Raw genomic sequence first — 16,862 nt, forward strand, 5'->3', positions numbered from 1 at the left:
CTCAGCTCTGGGACGCGGCTTTGGGCAGAATGTCGTTGGCGACCATCTCGCCGAACGGACTGACGTAGCCAGCACTTTTCGGCAGTTCAGGACGCTCGACATCGAGGTGCGGGAACAGCAGTTCAGCGACTCGGTACGACTCTTCCAGGTGTGGATAACCGGAGAAAATAAAGGTGTCGATGCCGAGGTCCGCGTACTCCTTCACGCGGGCGGCCACCGTCGGGCCATCGCCCACCAGCGCCGTACCGGCACCGCCACGCACCAGGCCGACACCGGCCCACAGGTTCGGGCTGACTTCCAGCTTGTCGCGGCTGCCGCCATGCAATGCGGCCATGCGTTGTTGACCGACCGAATCGAAGCGCGCCAGCGATGCCTGGGCACGCGCGATGGTGTCGTCGTCGAGATGGGAGATCAGTCGATCCGCGGCTTTCCAGGCTTCATCGTTGGTTTCGCGCACGATCACGTGCAGGCGAATGCCAAAGCGCACTGTGCGTCCGAGCTTCGCAGCCTTGGCGCGGACCTGTTCGATTTTTTCCGCCACGGCGGCCGGCGGCTCGCCCCAGGTCAGGACCATTTCCACCTGTTCGGCAGCCAGGTCTTGCGCGGCATCCGAAGAGCCGCCGAAGTACAGCGGCGGGCGCGGCTGCTGGATCGGTGGATAGAGCAATTTCGCGCCCTTCACGCTGATGTGCTGGCCGTCGTAATCTACGGTTTCGCCTTCCAGCACGCGGCGCCAGATACGGGTGAACTCCACGGAAGCCTGGTAGCGTTCTTCGTGGCTGAGGAACAGACCATCGCCGGCCAACTCTTCCGGATCACCGCCGGTCACCAGGTTGAACAGCGCGCGGCCGCCAGACAGACGATCCAGGGTCGCGGCCTGACGCGCCGCTACCGTCGGGGAAATGATCCCGGGGCGCAGGGCGACAAGGAATTTCAAACGCTGGGTCACCGGGATCAGCGACGCCGCCACCAGCCACGAATCTTCGCAGGAGCGGCCGGTGGGAATCAGCACACCGCCGAAACCCAGTCGGTCCGCCGCTTGCGCGACTTGTTGCAGGTAACCGTGGTCAACGGCGCGTGCGCCTTCAGCGGTGCCAAGGTAATGGCCGTCGCCGTGGGTAGGCAGGAACCAGAAGATATTGAGGCTCATGTGGAGTGGTCTCCTTGGGGAATCGATTTGCTGGGCTTATGTTTCTGAGCTCTGGTTATTGAGCTTTGGCAACGGCTGCCGGCGGCGTCCAGATCACGTCTTTGATGCTCAATTGCTTTGGAATCAGCTTGAGCTGGTAGAAGGTGTCGGCGATTTTCTGCTGCGCCGCGACCACTTCCGGAGTCAGGAACAACGCGCCGTAACCCTGGCGTTTCACCGAAGTGCGGGTGATGTCTGCCGACAGGCCGAGCAGTGGCGAGACTTGCTGGGTCACGTCTTCAGGATTGGCCCTGGACCACTCGCCGACCGCGCGCACTTCTTCCACCAGGGTCTTGATCACCTCGGGATTTTTTTGCGCGTAGGGTTTGGTCGCCAGGTAGAACTGATGGTTGTCGACGATGCCCTGGCCATCGCGCAGGGTGCGCGCTTGCAACTGTTGTTCGGCGGCGGCCTGGTACGGGTCCCAGATGACCCAGGCGTCGACACTGCCACGCTCGAACGCAGCGCGGGCATCGGCTGGCGGCAGGAAGACGGTCTGGATGTCGGTGTATTTGAGGCCGGCGTCTTCCAGTGCACGCACCAGCAGGTAGTGCACGTTGGAGCCCTTGTTGAGCACGACCTTCTTGCCCTTGAGCTCTGCCACCGACTTGATCGGCGAGTCCTTCGGCACAAGGATCGCCTCACTGTGCGGCGCTGGCGGTTCGTAGGCGACGTAAAGCAGATCGGCGCCGGCCGCTTGGGCGAACACGGGAGGGGTTTCGCCGGTAACGCCGAAGTCGATGGAGCCGACGTTCAAGCCTTCCAGCAGTTGCGGGCCACCGGGGAACTCAGTCCATTGCACGTCCACGCCTTGGGCGGCGAGACGTTTTTCCAGGGTGCCCTTGGCTTTGAGCAGCACCAGGGTGCCGTATTTCTGATAACCGATTCGTAGCGTCTCGGCCTGGGCTTGAGTAATGGCGCCGAAGGTGACAGCCGCAGCAAACAGAGCGACCAGACCACGACGCAAAATGACAGGGCGCATGGCGCTCTCCTTTTTGCAGTTGGGTTTTGGCTGCACCTGCTTGCCCGTTGGCGGGCGAGTAAGGCCAGTACTTCAATTTTCGGGTGGGGCTAATGTTCAGTGGAGCTCATATGCTCCAGCGAGCACTCAACAAACGTTCATTCAACAGGTTCGGATCGAGCGGCTTGGGCCGTCGTGCCATGGCGCTGAGAAACAGCTCCAGCGATTCATTCAGCCGTTGCTCCAGCTCCGGCGCCAACTGCGCCAGGGCGCTGCCTTCGCCGTAAGCGATCTGGCTGTCGACGGCGAAAATCCCGTGGAGCATTTCCTGGGCTTTCAACGCCGACAGCACCGGCTTGAGCGCGTAGTCCACCGCCAGCATGTGGGCGATGCTGCCGCCGGTTGCCATCGGCAACACCACCTTGTGGCTCAGGGCGCGTTCGGGCAGCAGATCCAGCACGGTTTTCAATGCGCCGGAAAACGAAGCCTTGTACACCGGTGTAGCGATCAGCAGGCCATCGGCGTTTTCAATCTGTTGCAGCAGGTCAATGACCTTCGGGCTGTCGAAGCGTGCATGCAGCAAGTCTTCGGCCGGGAAGTCCCGTACCTGATAACTCACCACCTCCACGCCCTGTTCTTGCAACCAACGCTTGGAGCGGTCCAGCAGCACCCCGGAACGGGAGCGCTGACTGGGACTGCCTCCGAGTGAGACGACCAACATTCAGACGATTCCTTGAGCGGTGTTGGCGATTCGCGGTTTGCGATCTCGCTTCGATGGAGTGACCTTAACAGCAGATTCATATATCCATAAATCATATTTATTCATTTGGTTATGCTTTATAGAGATATACAAATCGACTTCATTCGGGCAAAAAAAAAGGCCGTCGAAACGGCCTGAAATCCCCTGCTCTGTGGGTGCTGTCAACAGTGAAACCTGTGGTGTCTGATCTAGCGCCTTCGCGAGCAAGCCCGCTCCCACAGGGTGTACGCGGTCAACTGTGGGAGCGGGCTTGCTCGCGAAGGCGGCATCAGCCACACCACAAATATTGATGACTTACCGGTTCGGTTGTGGCGTCAGGCGCAAGTAAGGCTTGACCGCCCGATAGCCCTTGGGAAAACGCTGTTTGATTTCCTCTTCATCCTTGAGCGACGGCACGATCACCACTTCATCACCGTCCTGCCAGTTGGCCGGTGTGGCCACCTTGTAGTTGTCGGTGAGTTGCAGCGAGTCGATCACCCGCAGGATTTCATTGAAATTGCGCCCGGTGCTCGCCGGGTAGGTAATCGTCAACCGAACCTTTTTGTTCGGATCGATCACGAACAGCGAACGCACGGTCAGGGTGTCGTTGGCGTTGGGATGGATCAGGTCGTAGAGGTCCGAGACCTTGCGGTCGGCGTCATCCAGGATCGGAAAGTTGACCACGGTACTCTGCGTCTCATTGATGTCCTCGATCCATCTGTGATGCGACTCCACAGGGTCCACGGACAGTGCGATAGCCTTGACGCCGCGTGCCGCGAACTCATCCTTGAGCCTGGCGGTGAAACCCAGTTCGGTGGTGCATACCGGCGTGAAATCCGCCGGATGGGAAAACAGCACGCCCCAGCTATCGCCCAGCCACTGGTGGAAACGGATGATACCGGCGCTGGAGTTCTGTTCGAAATCGGGGGCGATATCGCCAAGTCTGAGACCCATGGTGCTGCTCCTTGTGAGTGCTTGATGGGTTCAACTGTGCCTGTGTTTTTTATCTATGAAAAAGAATAAATATCGATTTATTTAGATCATTAAGAAATATTAAAGATCTGTTCACTGGACGAGCACGCACAACCCGTCGAAGATCGACCACGAGGTTCGAGAAGGCCTTGAGTTGCTGCAAAGAGGGAACTTCAGGACGGGATTACGGGGGTGAACCCGTCCTGAACATGTAAGCCCCGCCCGGTGCAATACCGGGCGGGGCTTTTTTGCATCGGTTACGCGAGCGCTATTACAACAGCGGGATCGAGTAGCTGACGATCAGGCGGTTTTCGTCCTGCGAACGGGTGTTCGGCAGATCGGTGCGCCAGGTAGCGTTTTTCCACGCCAGGCCCAGGTTCTTCAACGGACCTTCCTGCACCACGTAGGCAACACTCAGGTCACGCTCCCACTCGGAAGCACCGTTGGCCGCCTGGCCACCCTTGGCGTTGACGGTATCGATGCTGTCGCCGTGCAGGTACACCAGACCCGCAGTCAGGCCAGGCACGCCGACCTTGGCGAAGTCGAACGAGTAACGTGCTTGCCAGGTTTTCTCGCCGGCACGGCCGAACTTCTGGATTTGCGAATCGGTGATGGTGTAGTTCGACGAACCGTCACCCTGGTTCAGCCAAGGGAAGTCACTGCTGCCGTTGCTGACCTGGTAACCGCCACCGAAGGTATGACCGGCAACCGAGTACAGGAACAGGCCGCTGTACAGGTTGTTGTCGACCTTGCCTTTACCGTTTGGCGCGTTGTAGTTGCCAGTGGTGTAGTACAGCGGGTCGTGACCGTTGGCACCATCATCAGAGCTGTTGAAATAACGGAAATCCGACTTCAACACGCCCGGGCCGATTGCCCAGTTGTGAACCAGACCCAGGAAGTGCTGCTTGTAGAACTCTTCCAGCTTGCCGTAGTAGTACTGGGCCGTCAGGTCCTTGGTGATCTTGTAGTCGCCGCCGGCATAGATGAACTTGTTGCTGTCGCGGAACTTGGTACCGCGAGTGTTCGCACCGGAAATCGACATTTGATCGTTGTTGCTGGAGTTACGGCCTTTAACGGCTTCGATCTGACCACCGACCAGCGACAGGTCCTTGATCTCGGCGGAAGTGATCTGGCCACCCTGCCAGGTTTGCGGCAGCAGGCGACCATCGTTGGTCACGATTACCGGGTTTTTCGGCTGCAGGGTGCCCAGCTTCAGTTCAGTCTGGGAAACCTTGGCTTTGGCGGTCAGGCCCAGGCTGGAGAAATCATCTACCGCCTCGCCATTGGATTTGCTCGGGAAAACCGTGCCGCCGTAAGAGGTCGCCGTGGCGCCGTTGGTACCGCCGCCCGAATCCAGCTTGACGCCCAACAGGCCGATCGCATCGATACCGAAACCGACGGTGCCTTGGGTGTAACCGGAGATGAAACGCAGATCGAAGCCTTGGCCCCACTCTTCGTTTTTGTTGGGACCGGTACCGTCGCGGTAGTCGGTGTTGATGTAGAAGTTACGCAGCCCCAGTGTTGCCTTGCTGTCTTCGATGAAACCCGCGGCGTTTGCCTGCTGGGCCAATACCCCGACGGCCACAGCCATGGCCAAGGTGGACTTGTTCATGTTTCGCTCCTCTCGTTTCTAGTTCTGATGTTCCTGGTCCCGAATCGATTGCCCGGGATCCTGAATGCATAAATTCGCGGCAAACCGTCTAGGCCGGTCGTTTGGCGGGCCGCAGGATACATGGCCTTAAAGCCAAAAAGAATTTCTTTGGTTTTTTTAATATCACTGTGGAATATGACTTCCCACGGCAGATCCGAGGTATCGGCGGCAAGGCCGATTCCTGAAACTGATCAATTGTCGAGGGACGAAATTGCCGAACCCGAGCTCAGGGATGAGTGTCGGACAGACGCACTTTAAGCGGGATGAATAAAAACTAAAAAGAATAATAAATAATCAGTAAAGATCATTATGGAATATTAAAATCAGCTCAAAAAAACCCCGCCAACCGGCGAGGCTTTTTCACAAGGCTTGTTACAGGAAGCTGTAGGTGTAGTTGAAGATCAGGCGAGTCTGGTCAACATCAGGGTTGTTGGAGACTTCACTGCCACGGTAGACGCCGTTACGCAGCGTTACGCCGAAACCTTTGAGTGTACCTTGCTGGATGGTGTAGTCGATCCGCATGTCGCGCTCCCACTCGGAGCTGTCAGGGCCGCTGCCGCTGGTAGCCTTGATGTCATCGCCGTGCAGGTAGGCGATCGACGTTTTCAGGCCCGGCACACCCAGTGCCGCGAAGTCATAGGAGTACTGGCCGAAAGTGGTGTTTTCACCGGCACGAACAAATCCGTTGATCATGGAGTCGGTGAACAGGTAGAAGCTGGCGCCGCCGTTCCCTTCCGGACGGCCATTGCCATCGACCACGTTGCCTTGGTTCAAGTAGACAAAACCACCGTCATCGCTGACGCGTTGATGACCGAGCAGGAAGGCGTTGCCACCCAGGGTGTAGGTGAACATGGCGCTCCAGGTCTTGTTATCGACCTCGCCCGGGTTCTTGGCGAAACCGTTGTTGTTGTTGAAACGGAAACCCGGATCACCGTTCCTGCCGTCGGAGCTGCTGTCGAAGTAACGAATATCCGTCTTGAAGGACTGGTTGGCGCTGATCGGTAGCACGTGGATCAAGCCCAGGAAATCCTGCTTGTAGTAGTCCTTCAGATTCGAGTGGTAGTACTGCAGGGTCAGGTCCTTGGTGACCTTCCAGTCAGCACCACCGTAGTAGAACTTGTTGCTGCCCTCTGTACCGCCAGCCACGGCCAGGCCGGTGGAGTTCGAAGAGGCACGACCTGCCGAATGCTCCAACTGACCTGCGTTGAAGGTCACGTTGTCGATTTCTTTCGAAGTAATGGTGCCGCCGTCAAAGGTCTGTGGCAGCAGACGGCTGTCGTTCGCGACCAGGATCGGCAAGTTGGGTGCCAGAGCGCCACCCAGGTGGGCTTCGGTCTTCGAGAAGCGCGCCTTGACGTTAGCGGCTGCACGGCTCCATTCGGACACGGCCGAACCATCGCTGTCGCTTGGGAAGAAGGTGTTGTTGTCTGGGTGGTGACCCTTGCCACCGTCCAGGTGGATACCCAGCAGTGCCTGGGCGTCGATACCGAAACCGACGGTGCCTTGGGTGAATCCGGACAGATAATCGAGTTTCAGGCCTTCTGCGGACTCTCTCTGATCCGCACCGCCTTCACGGTTATCGTTGTTGTAATACATGGTCCGGGAACTGATGGACGCCTTGCTGTCTTCCAGGAAACCTGCGGCGCCTGCCTGCTGCGCCAAAACCCCAACGGCCACGGCCAAAGCCAAGGTGGACTTGTTCATTGTGTAGCTCCTCTCGATTCTAATTCTTGTATTCCTGGTCTCGAGTCGTCGCCCGAAATCCTAAGATGCGCGATTAGCGCCAGACCGTGACCCACAAGTCAATCGTAACCATGTGTGTCTACGACCATAGTCTAACCCCCCGTTTTTTGGTCCCTGCAGGGTCATGAATTCGTCATGAACCTGAAAAGAATTACCCGATTCTTTTCTAATACCGTTTAGGAATTTAGCTCCCAGCTCCCCGCCACCCCCTGAATATAGGGTTTGGCTCATAAGCTAATTCCTAATCGGTATTTATTTTTGATTTTTTAGATCGTTTAGTTTTTGACGCAATTCGGAAACAAATCCTTTACCGAAAGGCGGCCCCATGACGACCAAACGCGCACTATCCGGATCAATTGTTACAGTTTGTGTATCACTCGCACTTTCCTTCACCGCTCAGGCGGCGAACCTCACCGTCGGTTATCAAACCGGAATCGACCCCAGCAAAGTCCCCCAGGCCGAGGGTCTTTATGAAAAAACCATCGGCCAGCCCATCGACTGGCGGCGCTTCAACAGCGGCCCGGAAGTGGTCACGGCGATTGCCTCGGGCGATGTGCAAATCGGCAATCTCGGCTCCAGCCCACTGGCCGCTGCCGCCTCGCGCAACCTGCCGATTGTCGCGTTCATCGTCTCGGCCCAGATCAATGCCGCCGAAGCGTTGGTGGTGCGTAACGGCAGCGGCATCGAAAAACCGCAAGATCTGATCGGAAAGACCATCGCCACACCTTTCGTTTCAACCTCCCACTACAGCCTGCTCGGTGCGCTGAAGCACTGGGGCCTGGACGCTTCGAAAGTCAAAGTGGTGAACCTGCAGCCGGCGGAAATCGCCGCCGCCTGGAAGCGTGGTGATATTGATGGCGCGTTTGTCTGGTCACCCGCACTGGGGGAAATCCGCAAGACTGGCAAGACCCTGACCGACGCTGCGCAGGTCGGCCAATGGGGCGCGCCAACCTTCGAAGTCTGGGTAGCGCGCAAGGATTACGCAGAGAAGCACCCAGAGGTGGTGGCCAAATTCGCCAAGGTCACCCTCGACTCCTTTGCTGATTACGCCGCGCATAAAGCCAACTGGACGGTCGACTCGGAGCCCGTTCAGAAAATCGCCAAACTGACCGGTGCCAACGCCGCCGACGTGCCGGAGTTACTGGCCGGTTCCGCATTCCCGGATGCCAAGGCGCAACAGAGCACCGCGCTGCTGGACGGCGGCACGGCCAAGGCCATTGGCGAGACGGCGAAGTTCTTGAAGGAGCAAGGGAAGGTAGAGACGGTGCTGCCGGACTATTCGCCGTATGTCAGCGCGAAGTTTGTCACTGAGTAACACCACCGACCTCTGTAGGAGCGAGCTTGCTCGCGAAAAACCCAAGGACGCCACGGGACATCTGGTTTTACGCGTTATCGTTCACGATTTTCGCGAGCGAGCTCGCTCCTACAGGGACCGCATCCTGATCAAAGGGCTTTTTCGAAGATCTTCGAATTACGCTGATAGTTGTACAGCGACGCCCGCGCCGACGGCAGCCGGTCGACGCTGCTGGGTTCGAAACCACGCTCGCGGAACCAGTGCGCAGTGCGGGTGGTAAGGACGAACAAGGTTTTCAATCCCTGCGCCCGCGCGCGGGTTTCAATACGCTCCAGCAGCTCATCACCGCGACCACCATGGCGGTACTCCGGATTCACCGCCAGACACGCAAGTTCACCCGCGTCCGAATCGGCAATCTGATACAGCGCCGCACAGGCGATGATCATGCCTTCGCGTTCAACCACACTGAACTGCTCGATTTCGCGCTCCAGCACCTCGCGGGAGCGGCGCACCAGGATGCCCTGCTCTTCCAGCGGACTGATCAAATCCAGCAAACCACCGACGTCTTCAATGGCCGCTTCGCGTACCACTTCAAACTGTTCCTGGGCCACAAGAGTGCCGCCACCGTCGCGGGTGAACAGCTCGGTCAGCAACGCACCATCTTCGGCGTAACTGACGATATGGCTGCGGGCCACGCCGCCACGGCAAGCTTCGGCCGCGGCATCCAGTAATTCTGCCTGATAGTTGCTGCCCAACCGTTGCAAATGCGTCGGCACTTGCTGCGGACGCAGTTCGCGCACCAGGCGCCCGTGTTCGTCGATCAGGCCCAGGTCGGCGCCGAACAGCAGCAGCTTGTCCGCGCCCAGGTCGATGGCCGCGCGGGTGGCGACGTCTTCGCAAGCCAGGTTGAAAATCTCCCCGGTCGGCGAATAGCCAAGCGGCGACAACAGCACGATGGAGCGCTCGTCCAGCAGACGGTTGATGCCCTTGCGGTCGACCCGGCGCACTTCGCCGGTATGGTGATAGTCGACGCCTTCAAGCACGCCGATCGGCCGTGCCGTCACCAGGTTGCCGCTGGCCACCCGCAGGCGCGAGCCCTGCATGGGCGACGAAGCCATGTCCATCGACAGGCGAGCCTCAATGGCAATGCGCAACTGGCCGACCGCGTCGATCACGCACTCCAGGGTCGCGGCATCGGTGATGCGCATGCCGTGATGGTAATGCGGGGTCAGGCCACGGGCCGCGAGGCGCGCTTCGATTTGCGGCCGGGAGCCGTGGACCAGCACCAGGCGCACGCCCAGGCTGTGCAACAGCACCAGGTCGTGGACGATATTGCCGAAGTTCGGGTGTTCAACGCCGTCGCCGGGCAGCATGACGACAAAGGTGCAATCGCGGTGGGCGTTGATGTAAGGCGAAGCGTGACGAAGCCAATTGACGTATTCGGGCATGAACCTGGGCCTGTAATAAATAGCAGCCGAAAAAAGGGCGAAACTGAAAACGCACAGCGGGCTGATGGTTATCGTCGGAACAGGCTTGGCGACACGCGCGCTCTCCTCATGAATACGGGTTGGGACATCGGCAATTTATACGGCTTGTCAGGCAAATCACAGCCCCTGTAGGAGCGAGCTTGCTCGCGATGGACTTCAACGATTACGCGACCTGTCTGAATGGACGCGTGGCCCTTGCGTTCATCGCGAGCAAGCTCGCTCCTACAGGGCCTCAGTTTGGGCCGGTGTCAGGCAATAGTGTTCAATCAGCTGCCTTAATAGATGCACCGTAGGCTGCAAACGTGACATTTCGAGGTATTCCCCCGGCTGATGGGCGCAAGCGATATCACCCGGGCCAAGCACCAGCGTTTCGCAGCCAAGGCGCTGAAGATAAGGTGCTTCGGTGCCGAACGCCACTGCTTCGGCACTGTGACCGGTGAGCTTTTCGGCAAGGCGCACCAGCTCGGCGTCCTCGGCCTGTTCGAACGACGGCACGTCGGGGAACAACGGCGCGTAATCGATCTTGACCTGATGCCGCTCGGCAACCGGCTTGAGCTTCTGCAGGATCTCGGCGCGCAGGACCTTGGGGTCCATGCCGGGCAGCGGTCGCAAATCGAATTCCAGCGAACACTGGCCGCAGATGCGGTTGGGATTGTCGCCGCCATGGATGCAGCCGAAGTTCATCGTCGGCATCGGCACACCAAACTGTGGATTGCGGAATTCGCGCTGCCACAACAAGCGCAGGCCACGCAGTTCGCCGATGGCATCGTGCATGGCCTCCAGGGCGCTGTGGCCCAGGCGCGGGTCGGAAGAGTGACCGCTCTGCCCGAGGATGTCGATGCGCTCCATCATGATGCCTTTGTGCATGCGGATCGGCTTGAGCCCAGTCGGCTCGCCGATCACCGCCGCCCGTCCCAGCGGCCGCCCCGCTTCGGCCAGCGCGCGGGCACCGGACATCGAGCTTTCTTCATCGCAGGTGGCGAGAATCAGCAATGGTTGTTTGAACGGCTGATCGAGCAGCGGGATGACCGCCTCGATCGCCAGGGCGAAAAAGCCCTTCATGTCGCAACTGCCCAGGCCCACCCAACGACCGTCGACTTCCGTCAGCTTCAGCGGGTCGGTTTGCCACAGCGCACCGTCGAACGGCACGGTGTCGCTGTGCCCGGCCAGCACCAGGCCGCCGGGGCCGGAGCCGAAACTGGCCAGCAGGTTGAACTTGCCGGGGTTGACCTGCTGGATCTCGCAGGTAAAACCCAGCTCACCGAGCCACGTCGCCAGCAGATCGATGACCGGGCGGTTGCTTTGATCGAGTCTGGGCTGGGTACAACTGACAGACGGCGCGGCGATCAGCGCAGCGAACTGTTCTTTCATCGACGGCAATGGCATCGCTGACTCCCGGCACCCGAATTGAGGTTCATCATAGAACCAACCGATGACAGGAATAAACCGTCTCGGCGCGTACTAACCTTGAGTCCTGTACACTGCACGACCTTGGCAGCCACACATTCCCCCGGCTGCGCTCCCGATCCTGGATTTTCCGGCCATGCAGAAAGAAACCGAAATCAAACTCCGCGTCAGCCGCGAAACCCTCGCCGCCCTGCGCGAGCACCCCTTACTGAAAAAACGCAACAAAAGTGGCTGGGAACGCCGTGAGTTGATGAATCAGTACTTCGACACCCCAGAGCGCGATCTGGCCCAGGCCAAAGTCGCCCTGCGCCTGCGCAAGGATGGCGAAGAAGTGATCCAGACCCTCAAGACCCGTGGCCAGAGCGTCGCCGGCCTGTCGGTGCGTAACGAGTACGACTGGAACCTGCCCAAAGCCAAGCTCGACCTGAAGAAACTCGACGGCGAATGCTGGCCCGAGGAACTGGCCGAACTGGACAAAAAAACCCTGAAGCCGATCTTCACCACCGACTTCGTCCGCGAACGCGCGGAAATCGCCTGGGGCCGCGGCAAGACCAAGGTGGTCATCGAAGCCGCCCTGGACCTTGGCCACGTAGTGGTCGGCAAGCAGAAAGAAGAAATCTGCGAGCTGGAGCTGGAGCTGCGCGAAGGCGAGCCGGCCGCATTGCTGGAGCTGGCCGCCGAGCTGGCCGAGAAACTGGCGCTGATGCCCTGCGATATCAGCAAGGCCGAGCGCGGTTATCGCCTGTACGACGCCCACAGCTATTCGTTGAGCCTGCCGGCGCCGCAGATCACCGCCGAAACGCCGCTGGACGACGCGTTCGCCGCGCTGAGCTGGCACTTGCTCGGCAGCAGCCAGCGCCTGGCCGAGCAGTATCGCTTCAACGGTCACTGGCGCCTGTTGCAGGACTGGGTCGAATGCCTGGCCGAAATGCGCGCACTGATCAGCAGCCTGGGTCAAGCCGCACCCCGTCAGTCCACTCACGATCTGCGCATCGCCCTTGATGCCTTGCTGGAAGACTGGCGCCCGCTGGTCCAGGCCGGCCTGGACGATGAAGACGTGCGCAAAGCCGCGCCCGAGCAGTTCCTTGAAGAGCTCGAAGACCCGCGCTGGGGCCTGTTCTCTCTGACTACCTCACGCTGGCTGCTGGCCCGCACCTGGGCTGCCGACCGCAACACCCGTGGCAATCGCCAGGGCGCTGCGCAACTGGGCAGCTGGTTGCCACGCCTACTGGGCGAAGAAGCCAACTCGCTGCAATTGCAACGCTATCAGCAACAACCGGAAGACCTGGCCGAGCAACTGCCGCGCATCGAACGCATCCAGGTCTGGCTGCACCATGCGCGTAACGTGCTGGAGATCCCGGAAATGGATCGCCTGTACGGCGAGCTGAACAAACTGGCACAACTGGCCAACGAATCGATCACCGACGAAGTCCTGGATGCGCGCAAGCAGCAGGCGATTGCGGTGTATCAGAACCGTGCCTGGAAAATGCTGCTGCGTCTGTAATACCGTCATCGCGAGCAAGCTCGCTCCCACAAGGGTTGTGGTGTACGCATTTCCCCTGTGGGAGCGAGCTTGCTCGCGATGAGGCCAGCAGACTCACCACAAAATTCAGACCGGCAAACTGGTAGTCGACTTGATCTCCGACAACGCCACGATCGAGTTGACCTCCTGAATCCCCGGCACCATCGACAGCTTCTCGAAGAAGAAGCGCTCGTACGCCTCGATGTCCGCCGTGACAATCCGCAGCAGAAAATCCACCGACCCCATCAGCACATAACACTCCAGGACCTCCGGAAAGCCGCGAATCGCCTCGGTGAATTCGGTGAAGTTCGAACGCCCGTGGGCATTGAGTTTCACCTCCGCGAAGATCTGCGTGTTCAGGCCGATTTTCTTGCGGTCGAGCAAGGTCACCTGGCCGCGAATGATGCCCTCCTCCTTCATCCGCTGGATCCGCCGCCAGCAAGGCGATTGCGAGAGCCCCACCTGCTCGGCGATCTGCGCGCTGGAGAACGAAGCGTCCTCTTGCAGCAAGGCGAGGATCTTGCGGTCGTAGCTGTCCAGTTCGCTCTGCATAAAAAAACCTTTAATCTCTCAATATGTGAATTGATTAAGTCTGTGTTGCTGCCATTTGGCCAATCATAGAGAAGAAATACCCGGCACAGGATGTAAATATTTCTCCAGTAATTCTGGAGCCTGACCATGCCGTATCTCGAAGCCGTGAACACCCCACCTGCCCGCGCCGATGTCTGGAACGTCAGCAATGCCCATTGCCGGGTTCACTATCAAATGCTGGCCGAGGCCGAACCGGACCTGCTGTGTCGCGCCCTCAATCTGTTCGCCTTGCAATTGCTCACGCCGGAACAGGTCAACGTGCAGCGCCAGGACGACTGGCTGACCATCGAGATCGTCATCGACGGTTTGAGCTGGCACCGCGCGCAAGTGATCGCGGAAAAACTTCGTAACCTGATCTGCGTCTGCTCGGTAGAGCTGCAGGAAGCTGACTCCGCCTGGGCCGAAACGGTACAGGCGGCGGGCTGAAAAACGCCGAAACGGCTTCGTCGGGTAGTGGCCCAGCGGTCAGCCGGGCCACGGCTATCCTTTGCGCACTGTCGTTCAAAAGGAGCCCGCATGTCCGTACAACTCGCCTTTCAGGACCGCTGGCTGGATCTCAATGATGTGCTGCGCGAACTGGTCGCGCAGGGCTTTATCAGCCAGGATTCGGCCGAACACGCGCTCAATGCCCGCCGCCGCAACGCCACCCACGGCCAAATGCATCCGCTGGAGTTCATCGCCAGCCAACAGTTGGCCGACCTCAGCCGCCCCGGCAAACTGCTGGACCTGGAAAGCCTGACCCTGTGGCTGTCCCGGCAGGCCGGACAGCCTTATCTGCGCATCGATCCGTTGAAAATCAACGTCGCGGCCGTGACCCCGCTGATGTCCTATGCCTTCGCCCAGCGTCACAAGATCCTCGCGGTAGCGATCGACCGTGAGGCGGTGACCGTGGCCAGCGCCCAGCCATATGTCAGCGGCTGGGAGGCTGACCTGACCCACGTGCTCAAATTGCCGATCAAGCGCGTGGTGGCCAACCCGGTGGACATCCAGCGCTTCAGCGTCGAATTTTTCCGCTTGGCCAAATCGGTCACCGGGGCCAACAGCGCCGACCCGCACGTCAGCACCCTCGGCAATTTCGAACAGTTGCTCAACCTCGGCGCCAGCGACCAGGAGCCGGACGCCAACGATGCCCACATCGTCAACATCGTCGACTGGCTGTTCCAGTACGCGTTCCAGCAACGCGCCAGCGACATCCACATCGAGCCCCGTCGCGAGCAAGGCACGGTGCGCTTTCGCATCGACGGCGTGCTGCACAACGTCTACCAGTTCCCGCCCCAGGTCACCATGGCCATCGTCAGTCGCCTGAAAACCCTGGGGCGCATGAACGTCGCGGAGAAACGCAAACCCCAGGACGGCCGGGTGAAAACCAAGACCCCGGACGGCGGCGAAGTTGAACTGCGTTTGTCGACACTGCCCACCGCCTTCGGCGAAAAAATGGTCATGCGGATCTTCGATCCGGACGTCCTGCTCAAGGACTTCGACCAACTCGGTTTCTCCACCGACGACCTGCGCCGCTGGCAGGACATGACCCGCCAGCCCCACGGCATCATCCTCGTCACCGGGCCGACGGGGTCAGGCAAGACCACCACCCTCTACACCACCCTGAAAAAACTGGCGACGCCGGAGGTCAACCTCTGCACCATCGAAGACCCGATTGAAATGGTCGAGCCGGCCTTCAACCAGATGCAGGTCCAGCACAACATCGACCTGACTTTCGCCGCCGGCGTGCGTGCGCTGATGCGACAAGACCCGGACATCATCATGATCGGCGAGATCCGCGACCTCGAAACCGCGGAGATGGCGATCCAGGCGGCGCTCACCGGGCACCTGGTGCTGTCGACCCTGCACACCAACGATGCGCCCGGCGCCATCAGCCGCCTGCTGGAACTCGGCGTGCCGCATTACCTGATCAAGGCCACGGTGCTTGGCGTCATGGCCCAGCGACTGGTGCGAACCCTGTGCCCGCACTGCAAGGCGCCGCTGGTGCTGGGCGAAGATGACTGGCAAACCCTGACCCGCCCCTGGCAGGCCCCGCTGCCAGGCAATGCCCAGCGTGCCGTCGGTTGCGTGGAGTGTCGCGACACCGGTTATCGCGGCCGTGCCGGGGTCTACGAAATCATGCAACTCAGCGATGGCATCAAGGCGTTGATCAGTCCCGATACCGATCTGCTGGCCGTGCGGCGCCAGGCATTCAAGGAAGGCATGCGCAGCCTGCGGCTGTCGGGGGCGCAAAAGGTCGCCGCCGGGCTGACAACCATCGAGGAGGTTCTGCGCGTGACGCCCCAGAGCGAGCAGAACTGAACCCGGCTGTTCTTATCCGCCATCGGCACCGCTACACTCCAACGATTGCTACTCCACAGATCCACACATCAACAAGGAATCGTTATGCAGATCGGTAGTGTGCTTTTGCTTTTTGTCGGCCTGGTGGTCGCCATTCTGTTCATGGGCTTCAAGGTCGTGCCCCAGGGTTTTGAATGGACCGTCGAGCGTTTCGGGCGCTACACCAACACGCTCAAGCCGGGGCTGAACGTCATCGTTCCGGTGATGGACCGCATCGGGCGCAAGATGAATGTGATGGAAAGCGTGCTGGATATTCCGCCGCAGGAAGTCATCACCGCCGACAACGCCACGGTGCAAATCGACGCTGTGTGCTTCTTCCAGGTGGTCAACACGGCCCAGGCAGCCTACGAGGTGAACAACCTCGAGCACGCCATCCGCAACCTGTTGCAAACCAACATCCGCACGGTGCTCGGCTCGATGGAGCTCGACGCCATGCTCAGCCAGCGGGACGGCATCAACGAAAAACTGCTGCGCACCGTCGATGAAGCGACCGCGCCGTGGGGCATCAAGATCACCCGGATCGAGATCAAGGACATCAGCCCACCCGCCGACCTGATGGCGGCGATGTCGGGGCAGATGAAGGCCGAACGGATCAAGCGTGCACAGATCCTCGAGGCCGAAGGCCTGCGTGCCGCAGCGATCCTGACCGCCGAAGGCAAGAAGCAGGCGCAGATCCTCGAAGCCGAAGGCAGCCGGCAGGCCGCCTTCCTGGAGTCCGAAGCCCGGGAGCGGCAAGCCGCGGCAGAAGCCCAGGCCACCAAGGTGGTGTCCGAAGCGATCGCCAGCGGTAACGTGCAAGCGGTCAACTACTTCGTGGCGCAGAAGTACATCGACGCGCTGGGCATGTTGGCTTCGGCCAACAACAGCAAAGTGATCCTGATGCCGCTGGAGGCCAGTTCGATGATCGGCGCGGTGGGCGGCATTGGCGAAATCGTCAAAGCCACTTTCGATAACAAGAAAGCCTGA

The 16,862-nt window shown here is 59.8% G+C and carries 14 protein-coding genes; 5 read left to right on the plus strand and 9 right to left on the minus strand.

Annotation, left to right across the window (positions count from 1 at the left end; genetic code table 11):
- Nucleotide 1 precedes the first annotated feature (1 nt).
- The 6 genes from ssuD to KW838_RS09465 form a co-directional block, all read right to left on the minus strand.
- Nucleotides 2-1,150, minus strand: a complete 1,149-nt coding sequence (gene ssuD, locus KW838_RS09440; protein ID WP_102699624.1) for an FMNH2-dependent alkanesulfonate monooxygenase — start codon at nucleotides 1,148-1,150, stop codon at nucleotides 2-4.
- A 55-nt stretch (nucleotides 1,151-1,205) separates the two neighbouring features.
- Nucleotides 1,206-2,171, minus strand: coding sequence for a sulfonate ABC transporter substrate-binding protein (locus KW838_RS09445; RefSeq protein ID WP_218500967.1), 966 nt, complete (start codon nucleotides 2,169-2,171; stop codon nucleotides 1,206-1,208).
- 106 nt (nucleotides 2,172-2,277) lie between these two features.
- Nucleotides 2,278-2,871: an NADPH-dependent FMN reductase gene (ssuE, locus tag KW838_RS09450; RefSeq protein ID WP_102699626.1), complete on the minus strand. Its 594-nt coding sequence runs from the start codon at nucleotides 2,869-2,871 to the stop codon at nucleotides 2,278-2,280.
- Between the two features lie 333 nt (nucleotides 2,872-3,204).
- Nucleotides 3,205-3,843, minus strand: coding sequence for a peroxiredoxin (locus tag KW838_RS09455; protein ID WP_015097285.1), 639 nt, complete (start codon nucleotides 3,841-3,843; stop codon nucleotides 3,205-3,207).
- 289 nt (nucleotides 3,844-4,132) lie between these two features.
- Nucleotides 4,133-5,473 carry an OprD family porin gene (locus tag KW838_RS09460; protein ID WP_095964269.1) on the minus strand — a complete coding sequence of 447 codons (1,341 nt, stop codon included), beginning with the start codon at nucleotides 5,471-5,473 and terminating at the stop codon, nucleotides 4,133-4,135.
- A gap of 411 nt (nucleotides 5,474-5,884) precedes the next feature.
- A complete protein-coding gene (locus KW838_RS09465; protein WP_218500968.1) occupies nucleotides 5,885-7,216 on the minus strand; it encodes an OprD family porin in 1,332 nt (443 codons plus the stop codon).
- Nucleotides 7,217-7,580: 364 nt separating this feature from the next.
- On the opposite strand from KW838_RS09465, the gene tauA reads away from it, so the two are divergent.
- Entirely contained in the window at nucleotides 7,581-8,570 is a 990-nt protein-coding gene (gene tauA, locus KW838_RS09470) for a taurine ABC transporter substrate-binding protein (RefSeq protein WP_218500969.1), read from the plus strand.
- A 128-nt stretch (nucleotides 8,571-8,698) separates the two neighbouring features.
- On the opposite strand, the gene argA is transcribed toward tauA, so the two are convergent.
- Nucleotides 8,699-9,997 carry an amino-acid N-acetyltransferase gene (argA, locus tag KW838_RS09475; protein ID WP_218500970.1) on the minus strand — a complete coding sequence of 433 codons (1,299 nt, stop codon included), beginning with the start codon at nucleotides 9,995-9,997 and terminating at the stop codon, nucleotides 8,699-8,701.
- A gap of 261 nt (nucleotides 9,998-10,258) precedes the next feature.
- Nucleotides 10,259-11,422: an acetylornithine deacetylase gene (gene argE / locus KW838_RS09480; protein ID WP_102673504.1), complete on the minus strand. Its 1,164-nt coding sequence runs from the start codon at nucleotides 11,420-11,422 to the stop codon at nucleotides 10,259-10,261.
- Between the two features lie 157 nt (nucleotides 11,423-11,579).
- Between argE and KW838_RS09485 the strand changes: the two genes are divergently transcribed.
- Nucleotides 11,580-12,947 (plus strand): inorganic triphosphatase, encoded by a 1,368-nt coding sequence (locus KW838_RS09485; RefSeq protein WP_102669321.1) that lies wholly within the window; start codon nucleotides 11,580-11,582, stop codon nucleotides 12,945-12,947.
- 105 nt (nucleotides 12,948-13,052) lie between these two features.
- Here KW838_RS09485 and KW838_RS09490 read toward each other — a convergent pair whose 3' ends face one another.
- Nucleotides 13,053-13,517, minus strand: coding sequence for an Lrp/AsnC family transcriptional regulator (locus KW838_RS09490; protein WP_218500971.1), 465 nt, complete (start codon nucleotides 13,515-13,517; stop codon nucleotides 13,053-13,055).
- A gap of 126 nt (nucleotides 13,518-13,643) precedes the next feature.
- Between KW838_RS09490 and KW838_RS09495 the strand changes: the two genes are divergently transcribed.
- The 3 genes from KW838_RS09495 (at nucleotide 13,644) to KW838_RS09505 (ending at nucleotide 16,862) form a co-directional block, all read left to right on the plus strand.
- On the plus strand, nucleotides 13,644-13,982 hold the full coding sequence (locus KW838_RS09495; RefSeq protein ID WP_218500972.1) for a hypothetical protein: 339 nt from the start codon (nucleotides 13,644-13,646) through the stop codon (nucleotides 13,980-13,982).
- A gap of 90 nt (nucleotides 13,983-14,072) precedes the next feature.
- The gene (locus KW838_RS09500; protein ID WP_218500973.1) at nucleotides 14,073-15,857 is read left to right on the plus strand and encodes a GspE/PulE family protein; all 1,785 of its coding nucleotides are present in this window, start codon (nucleotides 14,073-14,075) and stop codon (nucleotides 15,855-15,857) included.
- A gap of 84 nt (nucleotides 15,858-15,941) precedes the next feature.
- The gene (locus KW838_RS09505; protein ID WP_102699634.1) at nucleotides 15,942-16,862 is read left to right on the plus strand and encodes an SPFH domain-containing protein; all 921 of its coding nucleotides are present in this window, start codon (nucleotides 15,942-15,944) and stop codon (nucleotides 16,860-16,862) included.

The organism is Pseudomonas sp. PDM27 (assembly GCF_019219205.1).
GTDB lineage: Bacteria > Pseudomonadota > Gammaproteobacteria > Pseudomonadales > Pseudomonadaceae > Aquipseudomonas > Aquipseudomonas laurylsulfatiphila.

What these genes read in the sequence shown, in the direction of transcription:
- ssuD (WP_102699624.1), bottom strand. Translation starts at nt 1,150, where the DNA reads ATGAGCCTCAATATCTTCTGGTTCCTGCCTACCCACGGCGACGGCCAT.
- KW838_RS09445 (WP_218500967.1), bottom strand. Translation starts at nt 2,171, where the DNA reads ATGCGCCCTGTCATTTTGCGTCGTGGTCTGGTCGCTCTGTTTGCTGCG.
- ssuE (WP_102699626.1), bottom strand. Translation starts at nt 2,871, where the DNA reads ATGTTGGTCGTCTCACTCGGAGGCAGTCCCAGTCAGCGCTCCCGTTCC.
- KW838_RS09455 (WP_015097285.1), bottom strand. Translation starts at nt 3,843, where the DNA reads ATGGGTCTCAGACTTGGCGATATCGCCCCCGATTTCGAACAGAACTCC.
- KW838_RS09460 (WP_095964269.1), bottom strand. Translation starts at nt 5,473, where the DNA reads ATGAACAAGTCCACCTTGGCCATGGCTGTGGCCGTCGGGGTATTGGCC.
- KW838_RS09465 (WP_218500968.1), bottom strand. Translation starts at nt 7,216, where the DNA reads ATGAACAAGTCCACCTTGGCTTTGGCCGTGGCCGTTGGGGTTTTGGCG.
- tauA (WP_218500969.1), top strand. Translation starts at nt 7,581, where the DNA reads ATGACGACCAAACGCGCACTATCCGGATCAATTGTTACAGTTTGTGTA.
- argA (WP_218500970.1), bottom strand. Translation starts at nt 9,997, where the DNA reads ATGCCCGAATACGTCAATTGGCTTCGTCACGCTTCGCCTTACATCAAC.
- argE (WP_102673504.1), bottom strand. Translation starts at nt 11,422, where the DNA reads ATGCCATTGCCGTCGATGAAAGAACAGTTCGCTGCGCTGATCGCCGCG.
- KW838_RS09485 (WP_102669321.1), top strand. Translation starts at nt 11,580, where the DNA reads ATGCAGAAAGAAACCGAAATCAAACTCCGCGTCAGCCGCGAAACCCTC.
- KW838_RS09490 (WP_218500971.1), bottom strand. Translation starts at nt 13,517, where the DNA reads ATGCAGAGCGAACTGGACAGCTACGACCGCAAGATCCTCGCCTTGCTG.
- KW838_RS09495 (WP_218500972.1), top strand. Translation starts at nt 13,644, where the DNA reads ATGCCGTATCTCGAAGCCGTGAACACCCCACCTGCCCGCGCCGATGTC.
- KW838_RS09500 (WP_218500973.1), top strand. Translation starts at nt 14,073, where the DNA reads ATGTCCGTACAACTCGCCTTTCAGGACCGCTGGCTGGATCTCAATGAT.
- KW838_RS09505 (WP_102699634.1), top strand. Translation starts at nt 15,942, where the DNA reads ATGCAGATCGGTAGTGTGCTTTTGCTTTTTGTCGGCCTGGTGGTCGCC.